This is a genomic window from Mesorhizobium sp. M0184 (genome assembly GCF_040322215.1).
In the GTDB taxonomy this organism is placed as follows: Bacteria; Pseudomonadota; Alphaproteobacteria; order Rhizobiales; family Rhizobiaceae; genus Mesorhizobium.
Genome location: NZ_JAMYSZ010000020.1, coordinates 1 through 26,640 on the forward strand (window position 1 = coordinate 1; position 26,640 = coordinate 26,640).

Genomic DNA, 26,640 nt, shown 5'->3' on the forward strand with positions numbered 1-26,640 from the left:
CACCACCGTGCCATGGCCGCTCGCCCCTCAGAGCAGGCGCCGTTCTCTCTCCAAAACTTTTTGCAGAACCTTCAGCACACTATCCCTGGCAGGTCTATCGCAACCCGAACACTACAGTGGAATTGCGGTCACTTCTTTGGCCGTTCGGATCACGAACATCGTGTGGTATCGCGCGACGTTGCTTCGGTCTCGGAACAGTCGCTCGCATAACGCATCGAACTCTTCCATGTCCGTCAGGCGGAGCATGAGGACGGCGTCGGTTTCGCCGCTTACACTGTAGGCCTGAGTGACGGCCGGTTCCTGAGCGGCCAACTCGAGAAAGTCCCTCATATACTGCTCACCATGACGCTCCAGTTCGACGGCGACGATCGCCTTCAAGCCCCGGCCAGCCTTTGCCGGTGCGAGAAGCGCGACAATGCGGCTGATGACACCGCTTTTCTTCAGTCGTCGTATGCGGCGCAGGCAGCTCGAAGGGGAAAGCCCGACTAACCCCGCCAGTTTGGCGTTAGTTCGTGAGGCATCATCCTGGAGCAGGTTGAGAAGCCTTCTGTCGATCTTGTCCATGTCGGTCGCGCTCATTCGGTGCGTTGCAATTTTATTGCACGGAATCGCAAACTTTGACCACAAATGCGAAGCGTCTCACGCTACTCAGATGGCTCCAGGGATGATGGAGCAGCATGATGGCAATTTGCGCCGCCTTCTATCGCAAGACATTGGAGACGCTTGAAATCTATTGGGAACTGGTTCGCGTGATCGTTCCGGTTGCGATTGCCACGCGGCTGCTGCAGGACCTTGGCGTCATCCAGGCGATTTCTCCGTTCTTCTCCCCGCTCATGTTGCAGGTGGGGTTGCCACCTGAACTCGCCTTTGCCTGGCTGACGGGATTGCTGGTCGGGATCTGGGGCGCGCTTGTGATCGTATTCACCTTGGTTCCGGTTTCGGCGCTCAGCACTGCCGACATGACGGTTCTTTCGGCTCTCTTGCTGTTTGCACATGCCATTCCGATCGAGCAACGGATCATTCAGAGGGCCGGGCCGAGCTTCCTGGTCACCGCGGCGCTTCGTATTGGCGGGGGTTTGGTCTTTGCTGTCCTTCTGCATCAGATATTGGCCGTGACCGGATGGCTGTCAGGACCGGTGAAGCCGGCGTGGATGCCGACGAATGAAAGCACCGACTGGGGCGGCTTTCTCCTGGGTACGCTCAAAACCCTGGGCATCATGCTCGTTGTTCTGCTTGCGCTGAGCTGGGTGATCGAGCTTCTCAAGATGTCGGGCATTTTGGAGTGGATGAACAGAGGGCTTGCCCCGCTCTTTCGGCTCGCCGGCATCGAAAAGCAGACGGTACCTTTCGCCGCTGTTGGCCTGTTTCTCGGGATTTCCTATGGCGCAGGACTGCTGATCCGCGAGGCGCGCACGCCTAGCGCGGAGCCGCGTCAGATATTCCTTGCCTGCGTGTTCATGGGTTTTGCCCATAGCCTCATTGAGGATACGTTGGTCGTTGTCACACTTGGCGCTGATGTTACGAGCGTGCTTCTCGGTCGCCTAGCGTTTGCCGTGCTCGCGACCGCCGTGATCGCAAAAGTAATCAAGAAGACAGTCCGCGCAATCGGATTTCGGAGCCGGCGATTAGCGGGCCGTTGACGTGCCCTCCTTACGCAGCAGCCGACATGTGTGTCGCATCGCTATCGGGACAGGACGCGGCTACCCCTCGCCCGACAGATCGCGCCGCGCCTTGTCGAGTTCCTCGGCATAGCGCCGCATCAGGTGGCCTTCGGTCAACAGCCCGACCACCTTGCGGTCGGTGAAATCCTCGACCACCGCCAATTCCTCGGCGCCGGCGCGCTGGAAGGTCTCGGCCGCCGACTGCACGTTCATGCTCGGCACCAGCACCGCATCCCTGAATTTGGCGAAGGACAGCACCGGCATCTCGTCATCCGACAAATGGCTGTGCAATTCGGCGACGATCAGCACGCCGACATAATGCAGGTCGGCGTCGACCGCGATGACGCGCTGCGAGGCACCGAGCGGCACCTGCTTGCGGAATTCCGCAAGCGTCGTCGAGGCGTCGATGGTGCGGACATCCTTTCGCATCATCGAGCCGACAGTCAGGCTGCGCATCCAGCCGACATCATGGGCGCTGCGGATGGTTTCGCCGCGCAGGTGAAAGCGCCATGTCGAGAAGGAATAGCCGAACGTTTCGCGCACCAGGATCGCCGCCATGAGCGAGGCGGCCAGCACCACGCCGGTCAGCGTCAGGTCGCGGGTCGATTCCAGCGCCAGGAAGGTCATCGTCAACGGGCCGCCGACGACGCCGACGGCGAGCGAGGTCATGCCGACGACGGCGGCGACGGCAGGGTCGATGCCGGTCGCCGGCGAGACGAATGCCATCGCGCCGGCAAACATCTTGCCGAGCAGGGCGCCGAGGAACAGCGAGGCAAAGAACAGGCCGCCGCGGAAGCCAGAGCCGAGCGAAATCGCCGACGCCGCCAGCTTCAGCACGAAGACGCTGGCCACCACGGCCAGCCCGTAATTCATCGCGAATTCGCGGTGCAGCGCGCCATGGCCGCTGGACAGGACCTGCGGCGTGACCAGCCCCAGCAGCCCGACCATCACGCCGCCGATGGCGGGGCGCAGCGAGGCGTCGATCGACAGCCGGGCAAAGAGGCGCTCGATCAGGCTCACCAGATGCATGATGGCGATGGAAGCGCCGCCGCCCAGAAGCCCGAGCAGCATGAACGGCAAATACTGGCTGACGGTGAGCTGCGGCAGACCGGCGAGCTCCAGCGGAAACGGCACGCCGCCGAACACCTCTGCGGTCAGCGAGGCCGAGATCGCGGCGGCCATCACCGGCGCAACATTGGCGACCGAGTAGATGCCGATGACCAGCTCGAAACCGTAGAAGGCGCCGGTCAGCGGCGCGTCGAAGGCGGCGGCGATCGCGCCGGCGGCACCGCAGCCGACGAGGATGCGAACATCGTTGCGGCGCAGCCTGAACAAGCGCGCCAGCCGCGACGCCAGGCCCGAACCCACCTGCGTATAGCCGGCCTCGAGCCCGACCGAAGCGCCGAAGCCGCTCGAGATCATCGTCTGCCCGGCGATGATGAAGGTGTCGGTCAGCGACATGCGGCCGCCATAAAGCGCGTTGGCTTCGATCGGATCGACCGGCGTGCGGAACTTCCGCTTTCTCAGCCAGATCACCGTCAGCCCGAGCAGGATGCCGCCGATCGCCGGTATCAGCGCTTGCTCCGGCCTTTGCAGCGAAAACATCGCCGAAAGCCGACCGCCGGGCTGAACGCCGAACATAAGCCCATGCAGGACCTGCACCAGTCCGCTCATGCCGGTGACCAGCGCGCCCGCCATCATCCCGACCAGGGCCGCCAGAATGACGACGGCAATGCCGCGTGCCTCGAGCAGCGGGATAGATCTGATCAGCACCGCGCGCAACCGGCGGGCATAGACTTGCGGTTCATTTCTGGGCGGTTCGTTTCTGGAAAGCACCGGGGCGGCTCGCCGATATTCGTGGGTGCCTGATACCCTCGGCAACATCGCATGGCAACAATGCGGGCGGCCGAGGTGTCATGCCCGCGTGATGCTGCGGCGATAAAGCCCATCTTCACCTCGGGGAACTGCGTTGACGTAAACGTCAACCCGAAGCTATATGCGCCGGCGGCCGTGGCTGTAAAACCAGGCAAGCGGCTTCGGCCGGGCCGAAGCGCCGGCGCGCGACAAACGCAACGAGACGAGGAGAACCGCCATGAGCGTTCAGGAGATTGCCGACAAGATCAGGTCGCGCGTGGCGAGTGCCGGGTTCGATCGCTCCGTGAAATTCGACACCGGCAGCGACGGCGTCGTCGTCATCGACGGCGCCGATGTCTCGACCACCGATGCGCCGGCCGACTGCACCATAAAGCTCTCCCTCGACGATCTGGACTCGCTGATATCAGGCGATCTCAACCCGACGATGGCCTTCATGTCCGGCAAGATAAAGGTCGAAGGCGACATGACAGTCGCCATGGCGCTCAGCCAGTTGATCGGCTGATCGCTTGAGGTGAAACAAGCCGCCGCACGATGGCGGGCGGCTTGCTTCGAACCATCAGGCAGCGAGCGGCAGCCCCTGCGCCTTCAGCTTGCGCCCTGCCGCCTTCAGCGTGCCTTGCGCGCCGTCGAGCGCGCCGACAACCAGTTCCCGCGCCAGCAAGCGGTGCCGCTCGTAAGGCCCCGGCATGGCCAGCGAGCCGGTCTTTGCGGCCGAAAACCCGAAGCGCTCGTAATAGGGCGCGTCGCCGACCAGCAGGATCGCCGCATGGCCAAGCCGCGCGGCCTCAGTGACCGCATGGCGCATCAGCGCCGAGCCGATGCCGGCATTTTTCAGCGCCGGGTCGACCGCAAGCGGGCCGAGCAGCAGCGCTGCCGTGCCGCCCTCGCCCAGCACCACGTCCCACAGCCGCACCGTGCCGGCAACAGTGCCCGACGCATCGCGCGCGACAAAGGCCAGGCCTTCCGCAGGCCGGCGGCCGCGCCGCAGCTTTTCCGACGACTTCTTCCGGCGCTTCGGCCCCATAGCGCGATCGAGCAAAGCCTCGCGAGCGCCAACGTCGGCGGCGGTTTCTGCGACGACCGCAATCTCCCCCCTCGAGGGGGAGATGTCGCCGAAGGCGACAGAGGGGGTTGTCGCGCGTGAAGCGCCGGCCTCCATCTCCGGCAGGAGGCCGAGTCCAGTCGAACCGACCCCCTCTGGCCGCTTCGCGGCCATCTCCCCCTCGAGGGGGGAGATTCCCACGCCTTCAACGATGAGATCTGCAATGTTCATTTCCGCGATCCTTCACAAGCGGATTGTTCCACAGGCGAGCCCGGGCGGGCGACAGGCGCCCACCGGGATGATCTGAGCAACTCTTGCGAGCCCTCAGATCACGTAGGATCGGAGAGGCTCGAAGCCGTTGAAGGCGACCGATGCATAGGTCGTCGTATAGGCGCCGGTGCCCTCGATCAGCACCTCGTCGCCGATGGTCAGCGACAAGGGCAGCGGGTACGGCGTCTTTTCGTACATCACGTCGGCCGAATCGCAGGTCGGTCCGGCGAGCACGCAAGGCGCGGTCTCGCTGCCGTCATGCGCGGTGACGATCGGGTAGCGGATCGCCTCGTCCATCGTCTCGGCGAGACCGCCGAACTTGCCGATGTCGAGGAACACCCAGCGCACATTGTCGTTGTCGGCTTTCTTCGAGATCAGCACGACTTCCGACTTGATGACGCCGGCATTGCCGACCATGCCGCGGCCCGGCTCGATGATCGTCTCGGGGATGGCGTTGCCGAAATGCTTCCTGAGCGCCGAGAAGATCGCCTGGCCATAGGCCTGCGCCACCGGCACATCCCTGAGATAGCGGGTCGGGAAACCACCGCCCATATTGACCATCTTCAGCACGATGCCTTCGTCGGCGAGCGTCGCGAACACCTTCTTGGCGTCTGCCAGCGCGCGGTCCCAGGCGGTCAGGTCCGTCTGCTGCGAGCCGACATGGAACGACACGCCATAGGCGTCGAGGCCGAGCGCCCTGGCATGGCGCAGCACGTCGACCGCCATTGCCGGCACACAGCCGAACTTGCGCGACAGCGGCCATTCGGCACCCTCGCCGTCGGTCAGGACGCGGCAGAACACGCGGGCGCCGGGTGCGACGCGCGCGATCTTCTCGACCTCCTCGACGCAGTCCACCGCAAACAGCCGGATGCCGAGCTGGTAGGCGCGCTGGATGTCGCGCTCCTTCTTGATGGTGTTGCCGAAGGAGATGCGGTCCGCCGGCGCACCGGCGTCCATCGCCATCTCGACTTCGGCAACGGAAGCGGTGTCGAAGGACGAGCCCATCGCAGCAAGCAGGCGCAGGATTTCCGGCGCCGGATTTGCTTTCACCGCATAGTAGATCTTGGAATCGGGAAGCGCCTTCTCGAAAGCACGGAAATTGTCGCGCACGACATCGAGGTCGACGACGAGGCACGGGCCGTTCGGACGTCGGGTGGCGAGGAAGTCAAGGATGCGCTGGGTAGCCATCGAGTCTCTCCATCAGCGCCTTGCGGCGCGCACAAAGGCTTGCGGACGCGGGCTCTCGGCCTCGCGAACACGCGGTGGACAAAGGCGGGACGGAAATCCATGGAACCAGCCGGTGGAGACCCCGGAACCATGAAGCGCCGTCTCGCGGCGGTGAACCTTGGCCTTGCCCGGCCTCGGTTCGCTTTGTCTGCCTTGGCTTGGATGGGAGACCCGTCCGCACTGCCGGCAATGAAGGTGTGCCTCTTCAGTAACCCCGGTCTTTGGACGACCGGCAGAACACCAGAAAGGCCCGCACCGTCGTTGCTTCAAGGTGTCCTCGGTTGGCGGTTGGCCGCTAAACCGACTGGAGGGGTTGGCTCCAGTTACCTTACCGATTGCCCTCACCATTCGAGGATCGGCGGACACCCACAGGCACGTGCGACTTTGGGCAAGCGCGATATAAGATCGAAAGATTTCACAATCAATAAAAATCGCATGGCAGGTTGTAAAATTTGTGGCATCGAACAATGCTGCGGCACCAGAAGAACAATGCTGCGGCAAGCACATCCGGATATCGAACGCATGACAGGCACTCGCGGCCCGCTGAACGCTTTTCTCGACCTTGATCAAGTCCCTGTTACCAATGCGCAATCCGGCCCGCTTGCCGGCCTGCGGCTGGCCGTCAAGGACATCTTCGACGTCGCCGGCTACCGCACCGGCTGCGGCAACCCGCAGAAGTACCGGGACGCTTCACCGGCCATGTCGACCGCGCCGGCCGTCCAGGCGCTGCTTGATTCGGGCGCGCGCTTCGTCGGCAAGACGCAGACCGACGAACTCGCATTTTCCCTGCTCGGGCTGAACGCGCATTTCCCGTCGCCCGTCAACCCGGCAGCACCCGACCGCGTCACTGGCGGCTCGTCCTCCGGTTCTGCCGCGGCAGTCGCCGGCGGGCTGGCCGACATTGCAACCGGATCGGACACCGGCGGCTCGATCCGAGCGCCGGCAAGCTTCTGCGGCCTGATCGGCCTGAGAACCACGCATGGCCGCATCCCGCTCGACGGCGCCATGCCGCTGGCGCCTTCGCTGGACACGTTCGGCTGGTTCGCAAGCGACATCGTCACCTACGAAAAGGTCGGCACGGTGCTGCTCGGCGACGATCCGCACCGCCACGAGCTGAAATGCCCTCTTGCCCTCGATTCGCTGGACGGCCTCGTGCTCGGCCCGCACGAGGCCGACGAATATCGCGCCATGCTCCGCAGTGTCGCTTCGGTGCTGGGCGCACCGCGCAGCGTCGGCCCGCTGTCGCATTCCACCGACGATCTTTATTGGTGCTTCCGCAAGCTGCAAGGCTATGAAGCCTGGCAAAGCCACGGCGCCTGGATCGCTGGCGGCGACCGCATGCTGGGACCCGGCGTCAAGGAGCGCTTCGAGCATGGCGCGACCGTCGGCCCGGCAACCGCGCAGCACGAAACGGAACGTCGCGTTTCGTTTCGCCTCGAGCTTACCGACCTGCTTGGCGAGGACGGCGTTCTTGTGCTTCCGACCGCTCCGGGTGCCGCGCCGCTCAAGGCCGAATTATTTGATGATTTGCAGATCTATCGCGAGCGCGCGCTGAGATTGCTGTGTCTTTCCGGCCTGTCCGGTTTTCCGCAAATCACGCTGCCGCTCGGCAAGGTCGGCGGGGCGCCGTTCGGCCTTTCGCTGCTCGGTCCGAAGAACAGCGACCGGCAGCTGATTGCGCTGGCCGCCCGCATCCTTTCAGCCCCCCAAGGAGGCGCATGACATGGATACGCTGACCCGCATGCGTGCCTTCATCGATGTCGTCGAGGCCGAAGGCTTTTCGGCGGCGGCGCGCAAGATCGGCCGCTCGAAGGCGCTATTGTCGAAATATGTGCGCGAGCTGGAGGACGAACTCGGCGCGCTGCTGCTCAACCGGACCACCAGGCAGTTCTCCCTGACCGAGGCCGGCCACACCTACTACCGGCGCGCCTCGGAGATCGTGCGCGAGGTCGACAGCCTTGCCGATGCGGTGCGCGAATCCTCCGGCGACGTGCGCGGCAGGATCAAGCTGTCGGCGCCGCGTACCTTTGCCGACGCGCCGATCGGCCAGTCGCTGATCGACTTCGCCAAGCAGCATCCCGACATCGTGCTCGACATCCATCTCGACGACCGTTTCGTCGATCTGGTCGAGGAGGGCTTCGATCTGGCGGTGCGCATTTCGCGGCTGGAAAATTCCTCGCTGATCGCCAGGCGTCTGGCGCCATTTTCGGTACGGCTTTGCGCGTCTCCCGAACTGATCGCGAAGCATGGCATGCCGGTCAGGGCGCAAGACCTTGCCCGCGTGCCTTGCATCATCGACACCAATGGCCGCTGGCTCACCAACTGGCCGTTCAAGGGCGACAGCAGCGATACCGTGAGCGTTTCGGTTTCCGGCCCCATCGAGGTCAACAGCCCGATGGCGGCAAGGGCGGCTGCCGTGGCTGGATTGGGATTTTCTATCCTGCCGGATTTCATCGCCGCGCCCGACATCGAAAGCGGCAAGCTGGTGACGGTGCTGGATGACCGCATCCTGCCCGGCGGCGGCATTTTTGCCGTCTATCCGCACCGGCGCTATCTGCCTGCAAAGGTTCGCGTTTTCGTCGACTTCCTGGTGCAGTGGTTCAAGGCACTGGGGAGCGCATGAGCTTCAGCCGCCTTCCGGTCCCATTTTCGCCCCCTTTGTGGTAACTGTCGGCATTCACCGAAGCCGATGGAATCACGACCGAGAATGCACCTGAAACGGCAAGCAATCATGCTGGCTTCGGCCTTGGCGGGGACATTTGCCGCCGTCGGACCGGCTGAGGTGCATCCCCACGTCTTCGCCGAGGCCCGCCTCGAAGTGGTCCTCAGCCCGGATCACCAAACAGTGAAGGCATTGCGCCATCTCTGGCGCTTCGACGATTTGTTTTCGAGCACGGTGATGATGGAATTCGACAAGAATTCCGACCTGAAGCTCGACGACAAGGAGCTGAAGGAAGTCGCCGACACCGTCCATGCTTCGCTGGCGGAGTTCAATTACTTCCAGCTTGTCACCGTCGATGGCAAGGACGTGGCGATGAACCCGCCGCCGCATTTGATGGCCAATTTCGACAATGACCAGTTGATCATCCTGTTTGAATCTGAACCGAAGGTGCCGATCAAACTGAGCGGCAAGATAGATATCGGCGTCTACGACCCGACCTTCTACACCGCGATCGATTTCACCGAGGATGCCAATCTGCAGGTCGATGGGTTGCCGCCGACCTGCACCAGCAAGGTTGTCCGCCCGAACCCGGACGAGGCGATCGCCGAGAACCAGAAGACCCTGACCGATGCCTTCTTCAACGATCCGACGGGCACCGACATGAGCAAGATCTTCGCCACCAAGCTCGAACTGACCTGTCAGCCGGAAGGATAGATCCAGTGACGAAACCGTCCCTGCGTTTGGCCATCGGCCTTCTGGCCGTCGCCTTTGTGATGACGCACTTCCTCGGCTCCGCCCACGCCCAGAGTTCACTCGGCATCGGCACCAATGACGGCATGGCTCCAACCGCCACTGGCCCGTTCGCCCACATCCTGATGTGGATCAATCTGCGCCAGCAGGAATTCTATCATGCGCTTGCCGGCGCGATGAAGGCGATGCGCCAGGACGGTAGCAAGTTGTGGCTGCTCATCGGCCTGTCCTTTGCCTATGGCATTTTCCACGCCGCCGGCCCCGGTCACGGCAAGGCGGTGATCTCTTCCTACATGGTGGCCAATGAAGTGGCGCTCCGGCGCGGCATCATGCTGTCCTTCGTCTCGGCCCTGCTGCAGGCGCTGACCGCGATCGTGGTGATGCTGGTCGCCTATTTCTTGCTGCGCGGCACTGCTGTCTCGATGACAGACGCCGCATGGTTCCTCGAAATCATGAGCTATGTCTTCGTCACTCTGTTCGGCGCCTGGCTGCTGTGGCGCAAGGCCGGCCCGGCCATCCTTCGCCTGTTCGGCGCAAATCCGGGCTACAGCCTCTCGGCTGCCCATGCCGGCCATTCACATGCCGGCCATTCACATTCCGCGCATGCCCATGCGGCACATCCCCACGCGCTTGATGCGCATGACGATCACGACCATGCGCATGACCATCACGATCACGGCGCCCACGACCACGCCCATGCTGCGCACGATCACCACAGCCACGCGGCGGGCGAGGTCTGCGACACCTGCGGACACTCGCATGCGCCCGACCCGGCGCTGCTTTCCGGCGATCGCTTCGATTGGCGCACGGCCTGGTCGGCGGTGGCTGCCGTCGGTATCCGCCCCTGTTCAGGCGCGCTGATCGTGCTGAGCTTCGCCTTGCTGAATGGGCTGTGGTTCGGCGGCATCCTTTCGGTGCTGGCCATGGCGCTCGGCACCGCAATCACCGTCTCGGCCCTGGCGACGCTTGCGGTGACCGCGAAGAACTGGGCGGTGTATTTCGCCGGCGACGGCCGCATGGGCAACCGCATCCATTCCTTCGTCGAGATCGGCGGCGCCGCCTTTGTCTTCCTGTTCGGCCTGCTGCTGCTTTCGGCCAGCCTAACTGGCGCCTGACCTCGTTGCGTCCGATCGGGGCGCTTTAATTAGGGATATTGCCCCCCAACTCGTCCTCGATATGGACGCGGATGATCTCGTCGAAGCTCGTTTCGGCGGCAAAGCCAAGCTCCCTCGAGCGCCGCGCCTCGAAGCGCGTCGGCCAGCCCTTGACGATCGCCCAGATCGTCTCGTCGGGCTCCTCGCGGATCAGTTTGACCGCCTTGGCGCCGGCGACACGTTCCAGCGCTTCGATCTGCTCGCCGACGGTGACGGCGACGCCCGGCATCGTCAGGTTGCGGCGCGGGCCGACGGCACTGCCGTCGATCTGAGCCGCATGGATCAGGAAATTCACCGCCGAACGCGGGCTGGCGTGTGTGTGGACGACAGAGCGCGGCACCGGCAGGATCGCTTCATGGCCGCTCAGCGGCTCGCGGATGATACCGGAGAAGAACCCTGAGGCCGCCTTGTTCGGCTTTCCAGGCCTGACGCAGATGGTCGGCAGCCTGATGCCGATGCCGTCGAAGAAACCGCGCCGCGTATAGTCGGCAAGCAGCGCCTCGCCGATCAGCTTCTGTGTGCCGTAGGAGGTCAGCGGCGTCGGGTGGAACTCGTCCGGAATGATGTCGGGAAACGGTGCGCCGAACACGGCGATCGACGAGGTGAAGACGACGCGTGGCGTATAGGCGGCCAAGCGGATGGCATCGAACAGCGCCCTTGTGCCGTCGAGATTGACGCGATAGCCGAGATCGAAATTGGCCTCCGCCTCACCCGACACCACGCCGGCGAGATGGAAGATCACGTCGGGGCGCGGCGCGACCAGATTTGCGGTCGCTCCCGGTGCGGTAAGGTCGCCGGTGTGGAGGGTAATGCTGACACCTTCGAGCACCGGCGCCTGCGGCGGCACGATATCGTGAAGGTCGAGCGCGGCGATCTTGCGGCCGCCGAGCGTCCCGTCCTTGGCCAACCTGGCGATGAGTTTGCGGCCGACCATGCCTGCCGCGCCGGTAATCAGAATGCGCATGTCACTTTCCCTTTTTGCGCTGGCTGCGGCTACGCAGCCAGAACACGACGAAGATTGCCACCATGAAGATCGCCGCGACAATGCCGGCAAGAACGGTCGAGACGCTGCCGACCGCCAGCATCACCGTTGGAAGATAATAGGCTGCGATGCCGAACAGCAGCAAAATCCAGGCGGCGCCGATCGCCGCGTTGCGGGTGTCGCGGTCCATCACGTAGCCCGAGGGTAGCGGGCGTTCATGTCGATCGTTGCCAATGCCCAGAACTCCCGAAGTCAGTGATAATGGCCGCGGTGCGGTGCCGTGTCATGCGCATGCTCGTGCTCGTCATCATGCTCATGTCTGTCGGCACATCGGCCGAATTCCGGTTCGACCGTGGCATGGGCTATGCCATGTTCCTGCGCAAGCCGCTTCTTGATCGCGCTGACCGCCATATGCGCATCGACGCCGTCATTGAGGCAGGCATGCAATGTCGCCATGTTGCTGGAGCCGTCGAGCGACCAGACATGCATGTGATGCACCTCGCGCACGCCCTTGACTGTCGCCTCGATGTCCCTGGCGATCAGGTCGCGGTCGAGGCTTGCCGGCACGCCTTCGAGCAGGACGTGGGCGGCTTCGCGCATCAGCGACCAGGCCGTGGACAGGATCAGCAGCGCGACAAGCACCGACAGGATCGGATCGATGGGCGTCCAGCCCGTCGCCAGGATCACCAGCGCCGCCACGATCGCCGCGGCCGAGCCTAGCAGGTCCCCGAGAACGTGCAGGATGGCGCCACGCATGTTCAGGCTGCCGCGGTCGCCGCCGTGCAGCACGTAGAACGAGCCGATATTGACCGCAAGGCCGGCGATGGCAACGACCAGCATCGGCCCGCCGAGCACGGGCTCAGGCGTCAGCAAACGCCCCCAGGCCTCATAGACGATCCACAGCGCGATGGCGAAGATGGCGATGCCGTTGGTGTAGGCGACCAGTGTCTTGACCCGGCCGAAACCATAGGTGAGGCGCACGGTTGCCGGCCGGCCCGCAAGATGGAAGGCATACCAGGCAAGCCCGAGCGCAACGCAATCGGCAAGCATGTGGCCGGCATCCGCCAGCAGCGCAAGCGATCCCGTCAAGAGACCGCCAAGTGCTTCGACGACCATGAAGCCGGCGGTCAGGCATGCCGCGATCAGCACGCGCTTCTTGTCGGTCGAGCCATGCACATGCCCGGCACCGTGACTGTGGTCGTGGCCCTGCGCAGCATGGTCGTGGGAATGCGCCATCTAGGAGCTCCTGCTAGAGCCTGATCCATCCCGGCAGACTCGGGATGGAGGCTCTGTCTTCTTGTTTGACCATGATCTTATCCGAAAACCGGCGTCCACTTTTCGGGATCATGGTCAGGCGCCGAACTCGGCGCGAAAATCCTCGAGCCGCCGCCTCTGCTGGCCATCGCTGTCGAAATTAGCCGGATCTAGCCACGCCTCATAGGCTCTGCGCAGATCAGGCCATTCCTTGTCGATGATCGAATACCACGCGGTATCGCGGTTTTCGCCCTTGACCACAAGATGCTGACGGAAAATGCCTTCGAACTTGAAGCCGAAACGTTCCGCCGCGCGCTTCGACGGCTCGTTGCGGTTATTGCATTTCCATTCGTAGCGGCGGTAGCCAAGCTCGTCGAAGACGTACTTCATGAACAGGAACTGCGCTTCCGTCGCCGCCGGCTTTCGCGAGATCAGCGGGCCCCAATAGATGTTGCCGATCTCAATGACGCCGTAGGCGGCGTCGATGCGCATCAGCGTCTGCCGCCCGGCGACCTTGCCGCTGGCCTTGTCGATGACGGTGAAGAACAGGGGATCCTCGCTGGCTTCGACCTTGTCCAGCCACGGCTGGAAGGCGGCGCGGGTCTCCGGCGGATAGTCGGGCAGCCAGGCGAAGCGGCCACCGATGTCAGGAACGGACGAAGCCTCATACAGGCCGTCCCCGTGCTTTTTCGCACTCAGCGGTTCAAGCCGGACAGTGCGGCCCTCCAGCACCTTGCGTTCGGGCCGTGGGCGCGCTTGCCAATTCTTGAGATTTTCCGACACTGAACGCTCCAATCCGTTTGACTTTTGCGAGAGGACGCTCACAAAAACGCACGCTCGCTGAAAGAACCACACGGACGGGAAAAATGCTCCACACGATTTCGGCCTTCGATCGTCTCGGCGAGGAAAATGCCTTCGCGGTGCTGGCTCGTGCCACGGCACTCGCCCATCAGGGCCGCGATATCGTCAATCTCGGCATCGGCCAACCCGACTTCAAGACGCCGCAGCACATTGTAGAAGCGGCGATCAAGGCGCTGCGCGACGGCCATCACGGCTATACGCCGGCCAACGGCCTGCTGGCGACGCGCGAAGCGGTGGTCCGCCGCACGCTGGCCACTACCGGCGTCGAAGTCTCGCCCGAAGCGGTGATGATCCTGCCCGGCGGCAAGCCGACCATGTTCGCGGCCATCCTGATGTTCGGCGAGCCGGACGCCGAAATTCTCTATCCCGATCCCGGCTTTCCGATCTACCGCTCGATGATCGAGTTCACCGGTGCTGCCCCCATCCCGGTGCCGATGCGCGAGGAGAACGGCTTTGCCTTTTCGGCTGCGGAGACCTTGGCGCTGATCACCCCGAAGACCAGGCTGCTGATCCTCAACTCGCCCGCCAATCCGACCGGCGGCGTCACGCCTCGCGCCGAGATCGAAAAGCTGGTCAGGGGGCTGCAAGCGCACCCGGACGTCGCCATCCTCTCCGACGAGATCTACGACGTGATGACCTATGACGGCGAGACGCACTGCTCGCTGCTCGCCTTCCCCGAAATCCGCGACCGGCTGATCGTGCTCAACGGCTGGTCGAAGACCTGGGCGATGACCGGTTGGCGCATGGGCTGGTCGATCTGGCCGAATGGCGACAAGGGCGCGCATCTCTACGACAAGGTGCGCAAGCTGGCGGTCAATTGCTGGTCCTGCGTCAACGCGCCGAGCCAGTATGCCGGCATAGCCGCCATCGACGGCCCGCAGGACGACGTCGACAAGATGATGCGCGCCTTCGACCGCCGCAGGAAGGTCGTGGTCGAGGGGTTGAATGCCTTGCCGGGCGTTTCATGCATCACGCCGAAAGGCGCCTTCTATGCCTTCCCCAATGTTTCCAAGACCGGCTGGAAGGCCAAGAAGCTCGCCTCGGCTCTGCTCGAGGATGCCGGCGTGGCGCTGATCGGCGGCCCCGATTTCGGCATTCTCGGCGAAGGCTATGTCAGGCTGTCCTACGCGAATTCCGAAGAGAACATCCTGCGCGCGCTGGAGCGGATCGAGGCGTTCCTGGCGAAGTGAGGACGACGAAAGGAGACGCCAGATGTTCTATGCCATTCTTGCCTATCACGAGGAAGAAGCGATTACCGCACTGACGCCTGAGCAGGATGCGGCGCTGATGACCGATCTTCTCCAGATCAACGATCGGCTCTACCGGCAAGGCACCCTTGGGCCGGCGGCCCGGCTCGGCGCGACACAAGACGCCTGCACCTTGCGCGGGCCAGGCACCGGAATGGTTATCGACGGCCCCTTCGCCGAGACCAAGGAACAATTGCTGGGGCTCTATGTCGTCGACTGCGCCAACCGTGACGCCGCCATCGACATTGCGCGCGACCTTCGCCGCGTCAATCCGACCGCCGTCTACGAAATCCGCCCGATTTCGCTATATTTACCCGGCGTGCCGCTTCCGGTCACCCGGCCCTAGGACGTAGACTCATAGCTACGTGGCCAGATGCGGATTGCGACGAGTTTTAGGGCGGCAAGAAAGTTCTCAGCCAGCTTGTCGTAGCGCGTCGCGATGCGACTGAACTGTTTGGCTTTGTTGAAGAAGCGCTCGATCAGGTTACGGGCTTTGTATAGGAAGGGCTGAAGCAGATCGGGGCCTTGCGATGGGCTTTGGGCGGGATATTGGCCCAAGTGTTCTGGTCGGTGATGGCAGTGCGCAATGCGTTGGCACCGTAGCCCTTGTCGGCGAGCAGCATCGCACCTTCAGGCAAATCTTTGACCAAGTCCGCTGCGGAGGCAGACATTTGGCTATGAAAGTGCCGTCCAGACCACACTCTCAAGATCGGGAGAGTAGCGGGCGATGATAGCCTCTTGATCATTTTCCTGCGTGAGAATTATCTGCTTCCCAGTAGCGTCACCGAGCAATCGCATAAAGCGGTCAAGCTTCTCAACCTCGGTTTTTCCGCTGACTTGCCTTGGATCGAAGTCGAACTCAATTTCGACAGCGCTGAAGAAGTGACATGCAAGCTGGATTGGCCCGACGTAAAAAGACAGTAAGCTGCCTGTTTCGCTTTCCAGGGCCGCTTCGACGCCCAATGGCATCGACTCGATCTTGCCGGAGACACTGAAACTAGCAGGCGGAGTCCATTCGAGGAGGATGTCCCAGACGACCTGCCAATCTGCCCCAGACGTGTTCAGAACGTAGATGTCTCGCCAGTAGCCGTCCCAAGCGAAATCCGATGCTATCTGTTCCCAATTCATGCATGAACCATTCGCTATGACTGCAATTCAAGCATGACATACGCCATGACCGCTTTCCACAAATCCCAAGCCCGCTTTCCACCTATCCCGGTCATTCCGCATTTATGAGTTTACGGCCTAGTCTAGTGCATGTCGCCCAAAGTGCGCAGCGGTTTTGGGACAACGACATGTATACAACCTGGACCGGTTGCCTACCCTCGCCCGACAAATGGCATCTTCGTCGCCATCACGGTCATGAACAGCACGTTGGCGTCGAGCGGCAGGCTGGCCATATGGAGGACCGCATCGGCGACGCGCTCGACATCCATCACCGCTTCGGCGGCAATGGTGCCGTTGGCTTGCGGCACGCCGACCGTCATCGCCTGCGCCATGTCGGTCAGCGCGTTGCCGATGTCGATCTGGCCGCAAGCAATGTCGAAGGGCCTGCCGTCCAGCGCCAGCGTCCTGGTCAGCCCGGTGATGGCGTGCTTGGTCGCCGTATAGGGCACCGAGCCCGGCCGTGGCGCATAGGCCGATACCGAGCCGTTGTTGATGATGCGGCCGCCCATCGGCTGCTGCCTGCGCATGGCGCCGAACGCGGCGCGAGCACACAGGAACGAGCCGGTGAGATTGACCCCGACGATGTCGTTCCACACGTCGACCGGGATGTCGTCGATCAATGTCGATTTGTAGCTCGTGCCGGCATTGTTGAAGAGCAGGTCGACGCGCCCGAAAGCCGCCGCCACCGTCTCGAACAGATCGTCGACCTGATCGGCCTTGCTGATGTCGCAGGCGAAGGCCAATGCCTTGGCCTGCGTCGGCCCGGCCGCGGCGATCGCATCCTCCAGCACCGGCTTGCGGCGACCGCAGAAGACCGTGTTCCAGCCGGCCTTGAGCAGCGCCGTGGCGACGCTTTTGCCGATGCCCGTACCGGCGCCGGTGACGATGGCGGTTTTAGAGTCGGTCATGGCTGTACTCCCTGAAAGGGATGAGGCATCGCAAATGACGGGAACCATGGCAAGCCGGCGCAACGGCGCGTGCTACAAAAAGGGCGGTCATTGGCGACCGCCCCTGATCCGAACCGGGCTTGGGAGGAGGAAAGCCGATCCGACTGCCTGAATCATGCGCCCACCGGATTAACGAGAAGCTAACGCCAACGGCGCACCGGGTTTCCGCCGCCCTACTTTCAAGCTACCAGCGCGAACCGCTCACCGGCTTGGCCGTGCTGCCCGCTGCCGGCACCTTCGCCGCCGTCACCGTCGCCTCGACATGATCGACCAGGGCGTCCGGCAGGCCGAGACGGCCGGCAAGCAGGTCGAGATAGCCGCGTTCGGCCCGCGTGTCCGGATCGATGGCAAGACGCGAGGCGGTGTAGAGTTCCAGCTTTTGCGCATCGGTCTTGGCCCCTGCGATCAGCACATCCAGATCGAGCGGCGCCTCGAGTTCCGACATCAGGAATTTCTCCGCTTCGGCGCCGACGCCGGCGAGGCTGAGCTTGCCGGCGATCTTCTGCCGCTCTTCGTCATCGACATGACCGTCGGCCTTCGCCGCCGAGATCATCGCCCTGACCAGCGTCAGCGTGAATTCGTCTTCGCCCTGCGGCGCTTGCGACGGATGGAACGCGGTATCGGCCGGCGGCGGCAGCAATTCCGGTTCGCCTGCAGCTTGCGTCTTGGCCGGCACGTTGCCGTTCTTGTAGTTCTGGTAGGCCTTGTAAGCGAGGCCGCCGATCGCAGCCAACCCACCAAGCTTCACCGCCGCACCGGTGACCTGGCGGCCTGGGCCGGTTCCGAGCAGCACCGCGGCCAGCGCACCGGCGGCAAGCGGATTGTCCTTGGCCATCTGCACCGCCTGCCCGGCCTTGTCGCGGACGGTCGATCCGGTGCCGGGAATTTGCGAGCCGAGCAGATCGTCGAGGAGCTTCTTGGGATCGAACATCTATGCCTCCAGAATTGGCCCGGCCGAAGGTGCGCGGGCAGGTTTGCACGTCGAAGACCTAGGTCCCGCAGTTTGACATTACAATGACGCGGCGCATCCTTTTGCCCGCTGCCACGCATGAGCTCGAATGGAGGTCTGCTGGGATTTCACGCGGAAATTAAAGTGCTGCAGCCTCCATCCGCGCCAAAAAACGCGTGTCGAAACCAGCTTCGACTTCGAGTAATGTCGCGGCACGTCGCTTGGGAGGAGCCTGGCATGACCGATGAGACAGACCGCCAGCCGGCACGCGATCCCCAGGAGCTGGAGCGCCTGCTGATTTCGCGGCAGTGGGTCGGAGACATTGACGGCATGGCCGCGCTTTTTGAGCCCCATGCAGTCATCGACAGCGGTGGCGGACAACTGACGTTCGGCCGCGAAGCCATCCGGGGGCTGTTCGCGGAGATCACCGCAACCGGCCGAAAATTTCAGTCCGGAGATCAGCGCCCGGCTGTCGTCAATGGCGACCTGGCGCTCACCTCGACCCGGCTTCCCGATGGTACCATCACCACCGAGGTCGCGCGCCGGCAGAACGACGGGACATGGCTGTGGGTCATCGATCGCTTCTCTGTTGCTTGACGTGAAGTTGCTTAACGTGAAGCTAACTTCCGATATGGCGATCGCCGCGCGCTTGCGCCAGCTCGACCTGGTGCTGGCGCTCGGCGTAGCGGGCGCGATCTTCGTCCGAGCGGGCATCGAAGCAATGCGGGCATGAGATGCCGGTGGCATATTCCGGCGACAGCCGGTCTTCTGCGGCCAGCGGATGCCGGCAGGCGCGGCAGAGTTCGGCGTCGCCTTCGAGCAGCCCGTGCGATACCGAAACGCGCTCGTCGAAAACGAAGCATTCGCCTTGCCAGAGGCTCTGTTCGGCGGGCACGTCTTCGAGATACTTCAGAATGCCGCCCTTGAGGTGGAAAACATCCTCGAAGCCGAGCGACTTCACATAGGCCGTCGCCTTCTCGCAGCGTATGCCGCCGGTGCAGAACATGGCGACCTTGCGCCCCTCGAGCTCATGCCGATGCTGCTCGACCCAGGCCGGGAATTCGCGGAAGCTGTTGGTGGTAGGATCGACAGCGCCCTTGAAGGTGCCGAGCGACACCTCGTAGGCGTTGCGCGTGTCGATGACGATGGTGCCCGTATCCGAGATCAGTGCATTCCAGTCGGCCGACGCTACATAGGTGCCTGCACCTGCCGCCGGATCGATATTGTCCACGCCCATGGTGACGATCTCGCGCTTCAACCGCACCTTCATACGATGGAACGGCATCGTTGCGGCGCTGCTGTATTTGATCTCGAGGCCGGCGAGACCGTCGATGGATTCGAGATGATCGATGAGCGCCGCGATTGCCGTTTCACTGCCGGCGACCGTGCCGTTAATGCCCTCACGCGCCAAAAGCAGCGTGCCTTTGATGCCGCGTGCGCAGCAGAAGGCGGCGAGCGGCGCGCGCAGCGCCTCGAAGGTGTCGAGCCGGGCGAAGCGGTAAAGCGCGGCAACGCGGAAGGCTTGGCTGGGAAGTGTCATCACCAAGCCACTAAACGCTCACGACAGCCGGATCAAGGCAGAGCCGGGAGCGGTCTGATCGCGGAAGGTTTCGAACACCACGCGTGACATCGCGACACGCCGCGTTTCGTGGACAGAAAAACCGCCTTCTGCTAACCGGTCGACTTGATCAACAGAGGAGAGACGACGAATGCCCAGCACGACCGAAAAGCTCCTGTCGCTCCTCAACGGCCAGCCGGTCATACCGGTGCTGAAGATCGCCAATCCCGCCGACGCGGTGCCGCTGGCCCGGGCGCTGGCCAGCGGTGGCCTGCCGGTGATCGAGATCACGCTGCGCACCGCCGACGCGCTGGAGGCGATCCGCCGGGTGGCAGGCGAGGTCGAAGACGCGGTCGTCGGCGCCGGCACCATCCTGGACGCCCGCCAGTTCGGCGAGGCGGCGGCCGCCGGTTCGAAGTTCATCGTCAGCCCCGGCATCACCCGCGAGCTTCTCGCGGCAGCCAAGGACAGCGACGTGCCGTTGCTGCCCGGCGCCATTACGCCGGGAGAGGTCATGGCCGCCCGCGAAGCCGGCCTGCGCTTTCTGAAATTCTTCCCGGCCGAACAGTCGGGCGGCATTGCCTCGCTCAAGGCTTTCGCCGCGCCGCTTGCCGACGTGAAATTCTGCCCGACCGGCGGTATCACCGGCAAGAACGCCGCCGACTACCTCAGCCTGCCCAACGTCATCTGCGTCGGCGGTTCCTGGGTGGCGCCGGACGATCTGGTCAAGGCCGGCAAATGGGACGAGATCGAAGCCTTGGCGCGCGCTGCGAGCAAGCTCGGGCGCTAGCACCTTCTGCATGAAGAAAACCGCCGCCGATCTGGCCGATCTGGTTCGCCGGCTGGTTCCCGCTCATGGGCTCGAACCACGATTCACGCCTTCAAAGGGCGCTGTCCTACCATTAGACGAAGCGGGAGAATGCCGACCAGTGGTTAGCATCCCTGGATGAATGAAGCCAGTGCCGGCGGTGGAGGCAGCCGCGCGAGGTGCCCAGCGCGGCCTACTCGGTCTTGAAGCGGGCCACCGACATGAACTTGACGGCTTTGCCGGTGAACCGGTTTGCGTCGGCCATCTCGTTGCCCGGCTGGAAGCCTATCGTATAGACCTCGCTCGGTGCCGTACGGACGAAGTCGTAGGCGTAGCGCGGCGCCGTTGTCGCATCTGAAACAGTTGCGACATACTCACCGCTGTGCAGCGCCCACCGGGCGGCCTGCGGCGCGGCGGCGACCACCACCGGCTTGGGGCCGGGCTTCAGGTCGCGGGCGGTGGCCCTGGGTTCCTTGCGTGTGGTCTTCACGCCTGCACCGATGACGGCGGCCGGATCGGAGCCGGCCGGGCGGGCAACGATGGCCTCGCGCGGCGATGCCCCGTCGCTCGATGCCCCGTCGTCGCTCGCCGGTTCCTCGAACACCGATGCTTGCTCGGAAAGCGACGCGACCTTGTATTCGTCGGTCGCGCTGACCCTTTCCAGAACGGCCTTGACCTCGTCGGGCTGGGAACTGTCGGGCCGCGCCGACGGCAATACCGAGAATGCGTCGGTGGCGGTGTTGCTCCGCTCGGCCGCACTCGCCAGCGCCAGCAACACTTGCTTGTCCTGCGGCGCAAGACTAGCCGGCGAAAGATCGGCCGGCAGCGAATGATCGGGCCGCCAGCTCGGCACGGGAATGTTGTTTGCAGCGACCTGCACCGGGCCGGCCGCAGCAGACGGGTCTGCTATGCCGAACGGAACATTTGCCGGTGCCACACTGGCCGGCGTCACGCTTGCCGGCGCTTGCGCGGTCGCCACCGCCTGTTCAGTCGATCCAGCCGCATCCGCCACGCCGAACGGAACGTTTTCAGGCGGCTGGGCGCCGACGTCGGTCTTCGGACGCGGAGCAAAATCCGGCAGCGGGATGCTGCGGGCAGGCAATGCCGCGATGATCGTCTCCGGCGTGTCGTTCTCCGGTTCAGGCGCAGGCGCCGGAGCATCGGCGACTTCCGGAATCTGAGCGCGCTTGGCATCCTGAGGCGCCACGATGGCAATGCCAGGCAGGTTGCTGCTCTTGGCGGACGGCGCCGGCTTCACGTTACGGGGCTTTGGCGTCGGCTCGGCCATCGCCACATCGGCGCTGTCGTCCGCCTCGTCGTCGCCACCGCCGAAGAGGGCTGCCAGGAACCCACGGGATTTTTTGGCACCGCCGCTTGCGCTGGCGAGTTCGATGGCCGGCGCGCCGGCGCCCTTGCGGGCTTTGTAGGAGGCGAGCGCCTGTTGATAGCCAGGCAGCGGCTTGCCGTCGCTCGGCACATGCAGCGTCTTGCCGTTGGGGAACACGCGCGCCAGTTCCTGGCGGCTGATGCCGGGCCAGTGGCGTACATTGCCGACATCCATATGCACGAAGGGCGAGCCGGAGCTGGGATAGTAGCCGACGCCGCCGCCCTGCATCCTGAGGCCGACGTCGCGCAGCTTCTTCAGCGGCACGCCGGGAATATAGAAATCCATCGCCCTGCCGAGCATGTGCTGGCTTTTTTCGGCGACGCCCCTGCTGCGGCTGCGCAGCATCGAATTCGTGGCCGGCGAACGATAGCCGCAGACGACCTGGATGTAGTCGGTGGCGCCGCTCTCCCGATACGCTTCCCAGACCAGGTCCAGCAGGCGCGGATCCATCTTGGTCGGCTCGTTGCGACGCCAGTCGCGCAGGATGATGTTGATCTTTCGCAAGCCCGCCTGGTCGTAGCGCCCGTTGCGCTTGTAGACGATCTCCGCCTTTTCATGCGTGTGGAGATGATAGAGCTTCAGCGAACGTGTCTCGGCGCTGGCGCCGGTTGCCGCTGCTGCAAGGAACCCGACGGCAACAATCACCGCTGCCAGCCATCTCGGCCAGACGCTCATGTGATAATGCCGCCCGTTTTTGTGTCGTTCGATTCTGTTCAAATCAAAAGGCCTTGCAGGCTGCCGTTTTGTCCCCGGATTTGACCAAACGGATGCGAGGTGTGTGCATCCGAATATCGATCCTAATGGTTAATCATCGCTTATTGAAGCCGAAATGCGGTAACACGGTGGCGATATCCCGCCAAAAATATTGCGCAGGATATCTTGGTAAACCGCTGGTTTAGATCATGTTTTGGCGCCAGCTCGAAACACGATCTGTTACCGTCCGCCTTAATACGTGAACACTGCGGCGAACACCTCGTTTCGAGGCGTGGTTGCTTCGAATGACGTCCGGATGAGAACCGGCTTGGCCCTGTGACTCAGGAAGCGAGCCGTTCGACGCGGCCGGTTTCCGGGTCGATGCCGTATTCCTTGAGCTTGCGGTAGAGCGTCGACCGGCCGATGCCGAGGCGGCGGGCGACTTCGCTCATCTGGCCGTTATAGTGATCGATGGCGAGCTTGATCATTTCTATTTCGACGTCGGCCAGCGCACGCACATTGCCGCGCTCGTCGAGCGCCCGCAGCGTGCCGAAACGAGGCTTGGCTGGTGCATCGGCGTCGGCGGCTGCGATGCCGCCAGCGGCCGATATGTTGTCGCGCGGCTGGCTGCCCGAAGCCACTCCGGAAGCTGGCCACCCTGGAGTTGGTCCCCCTGAAGCTGGCCACCCTGGAGCTGGCAAGGCGATACCCGAATCGAGATTGACCGTGCCCTCGACTTGCGCCCGGATCTGCGGGAATTCTTCTTCGGTCAGCATGTCGCCGTCGGCGAGCACCGAAGCCCGGAAGACGGCGTTTTCGAGCTGCCTTATGTTGCCCGGCCAGTCATAGGCCTGCAGCATGGCAAGCGCCGCAGCCGAGATGCCTCGCAGGCGGTGGCGCGGATCGGCGGGCGCCACCTTCTCCATGAAGTGCTCCACCAGATAGGGGATGTCGTCGCGACGGTCGCGCAATGGCGGCACGAAGATTGGATAGACGTTCAGCCGATAGAACAGGTCCTCGCGGAACTTGCCGTCCTTGACCTGCTGCACCAGGTTGCGATGGGTTGCCGAGATCAGCCTGATGTCGACCCTGACGGTCGAGCGCCCGCCAACCGGATCGACCTCGCCGTCCTGTACGGCGCGCAACAGCTTGACCTGCACGTCGAGCGGCAGGTCGCCGATCTCGTCAAGGAACAGCGTGCCGGTGTGCGCTTCGACGAACTTGCCGGTATGTTTTTCGGTGGCGCCGGTGAACGAGCCCTTCTCGTGCCCGAACAGGATCGATTCGACCAGATTGTCGGGGATGGCGCCGCAATTGACGGTGACGAAGGGTTTCGAGCGGCGGTCGCCGCTGCCCTGGATGGCGCGCGCCACCAGTTCCTTGCCGACGCCGGATTCACCTTCGATCAGGATCGGAATGTTGGACGCCGCCGCCTTGCGGCCGAGCCGGATCACCCGATCCATCGCCGGACTTTGGGTGATCATGTCCTTGAAGGTCAGATGGCCGCCGCGCTGCCGTGACGAGCGCTTCACTTCGCCTTCGAGCGCTTCGACCTTGAGGGCGTTGCCGATCGACGCCTGCAGCCTGTCGGGGGAGGCCGGCTTGACGACGAAGTCGAAGGCGCCGTGACGCATTGCCGAAACGACGGTTTCGATACCGCCCTGCGCGGTCTGCACGATGACGGGAATGTGGATGCCGCGCTCGCGCATCGCCTTCAGCACGCCGATACCATCGAGGCCCGGCATCATCAGGTCGAGGATGACCACCGACACGTCGCGCGCATTGGGCCCGTCGACGAGATCGAGACCGGCCTCGCCGCCATCGGCGACGATCGCCGTGTGCCCGAATTTCGTCACCGCCGCCTCGAGCAGCCTGCGCTGCACGGGATCGTCATCGACTATGAGTATGGAAGCTGCCATGACTGATCCGACCCTGCCCGCCCGAGAATGCGCCCTATGGATCATCTTGGCACAGGGTTCTAAATAAGCTTTCAAAAAACCCGGTGAATGAATTCCTTAGGATTTGACCGGCTTCTCGTTTCCTCGAATTTTTGTGTCTGGAAGGATCGGCAATGCGCATGGTTTTTGCTCGAAAGCTGGCGGCGGCGCCCGGTCAGGGCGTGGCGGAGCTTGGCGACCTGCCGGAATGGAATCTGGCCGATCTCTATTCGGGCATGGAAGCGCCCGAGTTGAAGCGCGACATCGCCAAGGCCGCCGCCGATGCCATCGCTTTCGAGAGCCGTTGGAAAGGCACGCTCGCCGCCGAGGCCGGGCGTGGCAGCGCCGGCAGGCTTGGCGAGGCGCTTCAGGCCTATGAAGCGCTGGAGGAGCTGATCGGCCGCATCATCTCCTATGCCGGGCTTGTCTATGCCGGCAACACGTCGGATCCGCAGCGGGCCAAGCTCTATGGCGACATCCAGGAAAAGATGACCGATGCCAGCGCGCACCTGCTGTTTTTCGCGCTCGAGCTGAACCTCATCGACGATGGCGCGATCGAAAACGCACTCGCGGCCGATCCGGCCTTCGCCCATTACCGGCCCTGGGTGCTCGATCTGCGCAAGGACAAGCCCTATCAGCTCGAAGACCGCATCGAGCAGCTCTTCCATGAAAAATCGATCACCGGGCGCGGGGCCTGGAACCGCCTGTTCGACGAGACGATGACCGATTTGCGTTTCGACGTCGACGGCGAGGAGCTGACGCTGGAGCCGGCGCTCAATCGCCTGCAGGACGCAGACAGCGAGGTGCGACGCCGGGCGTCCGAGGCGCTGGCCACGACCTTCCGCAAGAATTTGCGCGTCTTTACGCTGGTCACCAACACGCTGGCCAAGGACAAGGAGATTTCTGACCGCTGGCGCGGCTTCGAGGACATTGCCGATTCCCGCCACCTCGCCAACCGCGTCGAACGCAGCGTGGTGGATGCACTCGCCACCGCGGTTCGCGACGCCTATCCGCGCCTGTCGCATCGCTATTATGCGATGAAGGCGCGCTGGCTCGGCATGGAGGTGATGAACCACTGGGACCGCAATGCGCCATTGCCCGAGACCCCGCAGGCGGTCATCGGCTGGGATGAGGCCAAGAACACCGTGCTTTCCGCCTACCAGCGCTTTTCGCCCGACATGGCGGAGATCGCCAGAACTTTCTTCGACCGCAACTGGATCGATGCACCGGTGAGACCCGGCAAGTCGCCTGGCGCCTTCGCGCATCCGACCGTGCCTTCGGCGCATCCCTATGTGCTGCTCAACTACATGGGCAAGCCGCGCGACGTGATGACGCTGGCGCACGAGCTCGGCCACGGCGTGCACCAGGTGCTGGCCGGCGGCCAGGGCGCCCTCATGGCATCGACGCCGCTGACGCTGGCCGAAACCGCATCGGTGTTCGGAGAAATGCTGACCTTCCGCTCGCTGCTCGAGCAGACCAACGACAAGCGCGAACGCAAGGCCATGCTCGCCCAGAAGGTCGAGGACATGATCAACACGGTCGTGCGCCAGATCGCCTTCTATGAGTTCGAGCGCAAAGTGCATGCCGAGCGCAGGAGTGGCGAACTGACCTCCGACAAGCTCGGCCAGTTCTGGTTGGAAGTGCAGGCGGAAAGCCTCGGGCCGGCGATCAAGCTGCGCGAAGGGTACGAGATTTTCTGGACCTATATCCCGCACTTCATCCACTCGCCTTTCTACGTCTATGCCTACGCATTCGGCGATTGCCTGGTGAACTCGCTCTACGCGGTCTACCAGAACGCCGAGCGCGGCTTTCAGGAGAAATATTTTGCCATGCTGCGCGCCGGCGGCACCAAGCATCATTCCGAGCTTCTGGCGCCGTTCGGCCTCGACGCGGCCGACCCTGCCTTCTGGCAAATCGGGCTTGGCGTGATCAGCGGACTGATCGACGAGCTGGAAGCACTGGACAATTGATGCGCAACACTGGGTGATGCGCAACACCGGGTGACCGGGTTTTCCAGAACAGTTTAGCTGCAATGCATATTGGCGATGGTTCTATTCTTGTCTTGGATATTTGTTCTTAAATAACTTTCCATGGAAGTTTTCCGTTAGATTCCCGTAAGCTGTATGATAGCGTCCGCCCTCAAGCTCAGCCGGGCATGAATGGGTCAGGTCGGAAAATCCCGACCGGTCATGGCGTGTCGGCGGATGCG

26 protein-coding genes, 1 tRNA gene and 1 pseudogene are annotated in these 26,640 nt (G+C 63.4%); 11 read left to right on the top strand and 17 right to left on the bottom strand.

Features of this window, described 5'->3' with window-relative positions:
• Positions 1 to 111 precede the first annotated feature (111 nt).
• The gene (locus tag NKJ23_RS22250) at positions 112 to 564 is read right to left on the bottom strand and encodes an Lrp/AsnC family transcriptional regulator (RefSeq protein ID WP_352682400.1); all 453 of its coding nucleotides are present in this window, start codon (positions 562 to 564) and stop codon (positions 112 to 114) included.
• 116 nt (positions 565 to 680) lie between these two features.
• On the opposite strand from NKJ23_RS22250, the gene NKJ23_RS22255 reads away from it, so the two are divergent.
• Entirely contained in the window at positions 681 to 1,640 is a 960-nt protein-coding gene (locus tag NKJ23_RS22255) for a nucleoside recognition domain-containing protein (RefSeq protein ID WP_352682403.1), read from the top strand.
• A gap of 60 nt (positions 1,641 to 1,700) precedes the next feature.
• Here the strand turns inward: NKJ23_RS22255 and NKJ23_RS22260 are convergent, their stop codons facing one another.
• A complete protein-coding gene (locus NKJ23_RS22260) occupies positions 1,701 to 3,434 on the bottom strand; it encodes a chloride channel protein (RefSeq protein WP_352682406.1) in 1,734 nt (577 codons plus the stop codon).
• Positions 3,435 to 3,753: 319 nt separating this feature from the next.
• Here NKJ23_RS22260 and NKJ23_RS22265 point away from each other — a divergent pair, with 319 nt between their 5' ends.
• Positions 3,754 to 4,038, top strand: a complete 285-nt coding sequence (locus NKJ23_RS22265; RefSeq protein WP_352454087.1) for an SCP2 sterol-binding domain-containing protein — start codon at positions 3,754 to 3,756, stop codon at positions 4,036 to 4,038.
• 54 nt (positions 4,039 to 4,092) lie between these two features.
• Here NKJ23_RS22265 and NKJ23_RS22270 read toward each other — a convergent pair whose 3' ends face one another.
• Both NKJ23_RS22270 and odc2 read right to left on the bottom strand, forming a co-directional pair.
• Positions 4,093 to 4,695 (bottom strand): GNAT family N-acetyltransferase, encoded by a 603-nt coding sequence (locus tag NKJ23_RS22270; protein ID WP_352682568.1) that lies wholly within the window; start codon positions 4,693 to 4,695, stop codon positions 4,093 to 4,095.
• Between the two features lie 207 nt (positions 4,696 to 4,902).
• Positions 4,903 to 6,036 (bottom strand): ornithine/lysine decarboxylase, encoded by a 1,134-nt coding sequence (odc2, locus tag NKJ23_RS22275; protein WP_352682408.1) that lies wholly within the window; start codon positions 6,034 to 6,036, stop codon positions 4,903 to 4,905.
• A gap of 561 nt (positions 6,037 to 6,597) precedes the next feature.
• On the opposite strand from odc2, the gene NKJ23_RS22280 reads away from it, so the two are divergent.
• The 4 genes from NKJ23_RS22280 to NKJ23_RS22295 all read left to right on the top strand — a co-directional run bounded on the left by NKJ23_RS22280 (position 6,598) and on the right by NKJ23_RS22295 (position 10,602).
• Entirely contained in the window at positions 6,598 to 7,797 is a 1,200-nt protein-coding gene (locus NKJ23_RS22280; RefSeq protein ID WP_352682411.1) for an amidase, read from the top strand.
• A 1-nt stretch (position 7,798) separates the two neighbouring features.
• Positions 7,799 to 8,698, top strand: coding sequence for a LysR family transcriptional regulator (locus NKJ23_RS22285; RefSeq protein ID WP_352682413.1), 900 nt, complete (start codon positions 7,799 to 7,801; stop codon positions 8,696 to 8,698).
• Between the two features lie 84 nt (positions 8,699 to 8,782).
• Positions 8,783 to 9,451, top strand: a complete 669-nt coding sequence (locus NKJ23_RS22290; protein ID WP_352682415.1) for a DUF1007 family protein — start codon at positions 8,783 to 8,785, stop codon at positions 9,449 to 9,451.
• Positions 9,448 to 10,602, top strand: coding sequence for a nickel/cobalt transporter (locus tag NKJ23_RS22295; RefSeq protein ID WP_352682570.1), 1,155 nt, complete (start codon positions 9,448 to 9,450; stop codon positions 10,600 to 10,602). Before NKJ23_RS22290 ends, NKJ23_RS22295 begins: the two co-directional genes overlap by 4 nt.
• A gap of 25 nt (positions 10,603 to 10,627) precedes the next feature.
• Here NKJ23_RS22295 and denD read toward each other — a convergent pair whose 3' ends face one another.
• From denD to NKJ23_RS22315, 4 genes are all read right to left on the bottom strand, one after another.
• Positions 10,628 to 11,605 (bottom strand): D-erythronate dehydrogenase, encoded by a 978-nt coding sequence (gene denD, locus NKJ23_RS22300; protein ID WP_352682417.1) that lies wholly within the window; start codon positions 11,603 to 11,605, stop codon positions 10,628 to 10,630.
• A gap of 1 nt (position 11,606) precedes the next feature.
• Positions 11,607 to 11,813 (bottom strand): hypothetical protein, encoded by a 207-nt coding sequence (locus tag NKJ23_RS22305; RefSeq protein ID WP_352682419.1) that lies wholly within the window; start codon positions 11,811 to 11,813, stop codon positions 11,607 to 11,609.
• A 62-nt stretch (positions 11,814 to 11,875) separates the two neighbouring features.
• Positions 11,876 to 12,859, bottom strand: a complete 984-nt coding sequence (locus NKJ23_RS22310; protein ID WP_352682421.1) for a cation diffusion facilitator family transporter — start codon at positions 12,857 to 12,859, stop codon at positions 11,876 to 11,878.
• A gap of 114 nt (positions 12,860 to 12,973) precedes the next feature.
• Positions 12,974 to 13,660 (bottom strand): GNAT family N-acetyltransferase, encoded by a 687-nt coding sequence (locus NKJ23_RS22315; RefSeq protein WP_352682423.1) that lies wholly within the window; start codon positions 13,658 to 13,660, stop codon positions 12,974 to 12,976.
• An 83-nt stretch (positions 13,661 to 13,743) separates the two neighbouring features.
• Here NKJ23_RS22315 and NKJ23_RS22320 point away from each other — a divergent pair, with 83 nt between their 5' ends.
• Positions 13,744 to 14,928, top strand: coding sequence for a pyridoxal phosphate-dependent aminotransferase (locus tag NKJ23_RS22320; RefSeq protein ID WP_352682425.1), 1,185 nt, complete (start codon positions 13,744 to 13,746; stop codon positions 14,926 to 14,928).
• 22 nt (positions 14,929 to 14,950) lie between these two features.
• Positions 14,951 to 15,331, top strand: a complete 381-nt coding sequence (locus NKJ23_RS22325) for a YciI family protein (RefSeq protein WP_254816974.1) — start codon at positions 14,951 to 14,953, stop codon at positions 15,329 to 15,331.
• On the opposite strand, the pseudogene NKJ23_RS22330 reads toward NKJ23_RS22325, so the two are convergent.
• The 4 genes and pseudogenes from NKJ23_RS22330 to NKJ23_RS22345 form a co-directional block, all read right to left on the bottom strand.
• Positions 15,328 to 15,635 (bottom strand): annotated as a pseudogene (locus NKJ23_RS22330) (transposase); the annotation flags it as partial. The gene NKJ23_RS22325 and the pseudogene NKJ23_RS22330 sit on opposite strands and share 4 nt — an antisense overlap.
• 25 nt (positions 15,636 to 15,660) lie before the next feature.
• Entirely contained in the window at positions 15,661 to 16,113 is a 453-nt protein-coding gene (locus NKJ23_RS22335; protein WP_352682428.1) for a hypothetical protein, read from the bottom strand.
• A 191-nt stretch (positions 16,114 to 16,304) separates the two neighbouring features.
• Complete coding sequence (locus NKJ23_RS22340; protein WP_352682430.1) at positions 16,305 to 17,060, bottom strand: SDR family oxidoreductase; 756 nt, start codon at positions 17,058 to 17,060, stop codon at positions 16,305 to 16,307.
• A gap of 223 nt (positions 17,061 to 17,283) precedes the next feature.
• Complete coding sequence (locus NKJ23_RS22345) at positions 17,284 to 18,030, bottom strand: tellurite resistance TerB family protein (RefSeq protein ID WP_352682432.1); 747 nt, start codon at positions 18,028 to 18,030, stop codon at positions 17,284 to 17,286.
• Positions 18,031 to 18,285: 255 nt separating this feature from the next.
• On the opposite strand from NKJ23_RS22345, the gene NKJ23_RS22350 reads away from it, so the two are divergent.
• Positions 18,286 to 18,645, top strand: coding sequence for a YybH family protein (locus tag NKJ23_RS22350; RefSeq protein WP_352682433.1), 360 nt, complete (start codon positions 18,286 to 18,288; stop codon positions 18,643 to 18,645).
• Between the two features lie 22 nt (positions 18,646 to 18,667).
• On the opposite strand, the gene trhO is transcribed toward NKJ23_RS22350, so the two are convergent.
• Positions 18,668 to 19,588, bottom strand: coding sequence for an oxygen-dependent tRNA uridine(34) hydroxylase TrhO (gene trhO / locus NKJ23_RS22355; protein WP_502897341.1), 921 nt, complete (start codon positions 19,586 to 19,588; stop codon positions 18,668 to 18,670).
• An 18-nt stretch (positions 19,589 to 19,606) separates the two neighbouring features.
• Positions 19,607 to 19,768 (bottom strand): hypothetical protein, encoded by a 162-nt coding sequence (locus NKJ23_RS22360; protein ID WP_352588071.1) that lies wholly within the window; start codon positions 19,766 to 19,768, stop codon positions 19,607 to 19,609.
• On the opposite strand from NKJ23_RS22360, the gene NKJ23_RS22365 reads away from it, so the two are divergent.
• Positions 19,758 to 20,396, top strand: a complete 639-nt coding sequence (locus NKJ23_RS22365; protein ID WP_352682438.1) for a 2-dehydro-3-deoxy-phosphogluconate aldolase — start codon at positions 19,758 to 19,760, stop codon at positions 20,394 to 20,396. The genes NKJ23_RS22360 and NKJ23_RS22365 overlap by 11 nt on opposite strands.
• Positions 20,397 to 20,449: 53 nt before the next feature.
• On the opposite strand, the gene NKJ23_RS22370 is transcribed toward NKJ23_RS22365, so the two are convergent.
• The 3 genes from NKJ23_RS22370 to NKJ23_RS22380 form a co-directional block, all read right to left on the bottom strand.
• Positions 20,450 to 20,523 (bottom strand) — tRNA-Gln (locus tag NKJ23_RS22370).
• An 84-nt stretch (positions 20,524 to 20,607) separates the two neighbouring features.
• Positions 20,608 to 22,476 (bottom strand): peptidoglycan L,D-endopeptidase MepK, encoded by a 1,869-nt coding sequence (mepK, locus tag NKJ23_RS22375; RefSeq protein WP_352682441.1) that lies wholly within the window; start codon positions 22,474 to 22,476, stop codon positions 20,608 to 20,610.
• A gap of 359 nt (positions 22,477 to 22,835) precedes the next feature.
• A complete protein-coding gene (locus tag NKJ23_RS22380) occupies positions 22,836 to 24,413 on the bottom strand; it encodes a sigma-54-dependent transcriptional regulator (protein WP_352682442.1) in 1,578 nt (525 codons plus the stop codon).
• A 152-nt stretch (positions 24,414 to 24,565) separates the two neighbouring features.
• Here NKJ23_RS22380 and NKJ23_RS22385 point away from each other — a divergent pair, with 152 nt between their 5' ends.
• Positions 24,566 to 26,401 carry a M3 family oligoendopeptidase gene (locus NKJ23_RS22385; RefSeq protein ID WP_352682445.1) on the top strand — a complete coding sequence of 612 codons (1,836 nt, stop codon included), beginning with the start codon at positions 24,566 to 24,568 and terminating at the stop codon, positions 26,399 to 26,401.
• Positions 26,402 to 26,640: the final 239 nt, after the last annotated feature.

Bases quoted from the DNA above. Each gene is read 5' to 3' on its own strand.
- NKJ23_RS22265 (WP_352454087.1), top strand. From the start codon at position 3,754: ATGAGCGTTCAGGAGATTGCCGACAAGATCAGGTCGCGCGTGGCGAGT.
- odc2 (WP_352682408.1), bottom strand. From the start codon at position 6,036: ATGGCTACCCAGCGCATCCTTGACTTCCTCGCCACCCGACGTCCGAAC.
- NKJ23_RS22385 (WP_352682445.1), top strand. From the start codon at position 24,566: ATGCGCATGGTTTTTGCTCGAAAGCTGGCGGCGGCGCCCGGTCAGGGC.
- NKJ23_RS22365 (WP_352682438.1), top strand. From the start codon at position 19,758: ATGCCCAGCACGACCGAAAAGCTCCTGTCGCTCCTCAACGGCCAGCCG.
- trhO (WP_502897341.1), bottom strand. From the start codon at position 19,588: ATGACACTTCCCAGCCAAGCCTTCCGCGTTGCCGCGCTTTACCGCTTC.
- NKJ23_RS22345 (WP_352682432.1), bottom strand. From the start codon at position 18,030: ATGTTCGATCCCAAGAAGCTCCTCGACGATCTGCTCGGCTCGCAAATT.
- NKJ23_RS22340 (WP_352682430.1), bottom strand. From the start codon at position 17,060: ATGACCGACTCTAAAACCGCCATCGTCACCGGCGCCGGTACGGGCATC.
- denD (WP_352682417.1), bottom strand. From the start codon at position 11,605: ATGCGCATTCTGATTACCGGCGCGGCAGGCATGGTCGGCCGCAAACTC.
- NKJ23_RS22270 (WP_352682568.1), bottom strand. From the start codon at position 4,695: ATGGAGGCCGGCGCTTCACGCGCGACAACCCCCTCTGTCGCCTTCGGC.
- NKJ23_RS22310 (WP_352682421.1), bottom strand. From the start codon at position 12,859: ATGGCGCATTCCCACGACCATGCTGCGCAGGGCCACGACCACAGTCAC.
- NKJ23_RS22255 (WP_352682403.1), top strand. From the start codon at position 681: ATGGCAATTTGCGCCGCCTTCTATCGCAAGACATTGGAGACGCTTGAA.
- NKJ23_RS22290 (WP_352682415.1), top strand. From the start codon at position 8,783: ATGCACCTGAAACGGCAAGCAATCATGCTGGCTTCGGCCTTGGCGGGG.
- NKJ23_RS22250 (WP_352682400.1), bottom strand. From the start codon at position 564: ATGGACAAGATCGACAGAAGGCTTCTCAACCTGCTCCAGGATGATGCC.
- NKJ23_RS22280 (WP_352682411.1), top strand. From the start codon at position 6,598: ATGACAGGCACTCGCGGCCCGCTGAACGCTTTTCTCGACCTTGATCAA.
- NKJ23_RS22325 (WP_254816974.1), top strand. From the start codon at position 14,951: ATGTTCTATGCCATTCTTGCCTATCACGAGGAAGAAGCGATTACCGCA.
- NKJ23_RS22305 (WP_352682419.1), bottom strand. From the start codon at position 11,813: ATGGACCGCGACACCCGCAACGCGGCGATCGGCGCCGCCTGGATTTTG.
- NKJ23_RS22285 (WP_352682413.1), top strand. From the start codon at position 7,799: ATGGATACGCTGACCCGCATGCGTGCCTTCATCGATGTCGTCGAGGCC.
- NKJ23_RS22335 (WP_352682428.1), bottom strand. From the start codon at position 16,113: ATGAATTGGGAACAGATAGCATCGGATTTCGCTTGGGACGGCTACTGG.
- NKJ23_RS22350 (WP_352682433.1), top strand. From the start codon at position 18,286: ATGACCGATGAGACAGACCGCCAGCCGGCACGCGATCCCCAGGAGCTG.
- NKJ23_RS22320 (WP_352682425.1), top strand. From the start codon at position 13,744: ATGCTCCACACGATTTCGGCCTTCGATCGTCTCGGCGAGGAAAATGCC.
- NKJ23_RS22380 (WP_352682442.1), bottom strand. From the start codon at position 24,413: ATGGCAGCTTCCATACTCATAGTCGATGACGATCCCGTGCAGCGCAGG.
- mepK (WP_352682441.1), bottom strand. From the start codon at position 22,476: ATGAGCGTCTGGCCGAGATGGCTGGCAGCGGTGATTGTTGCCGTCGGG.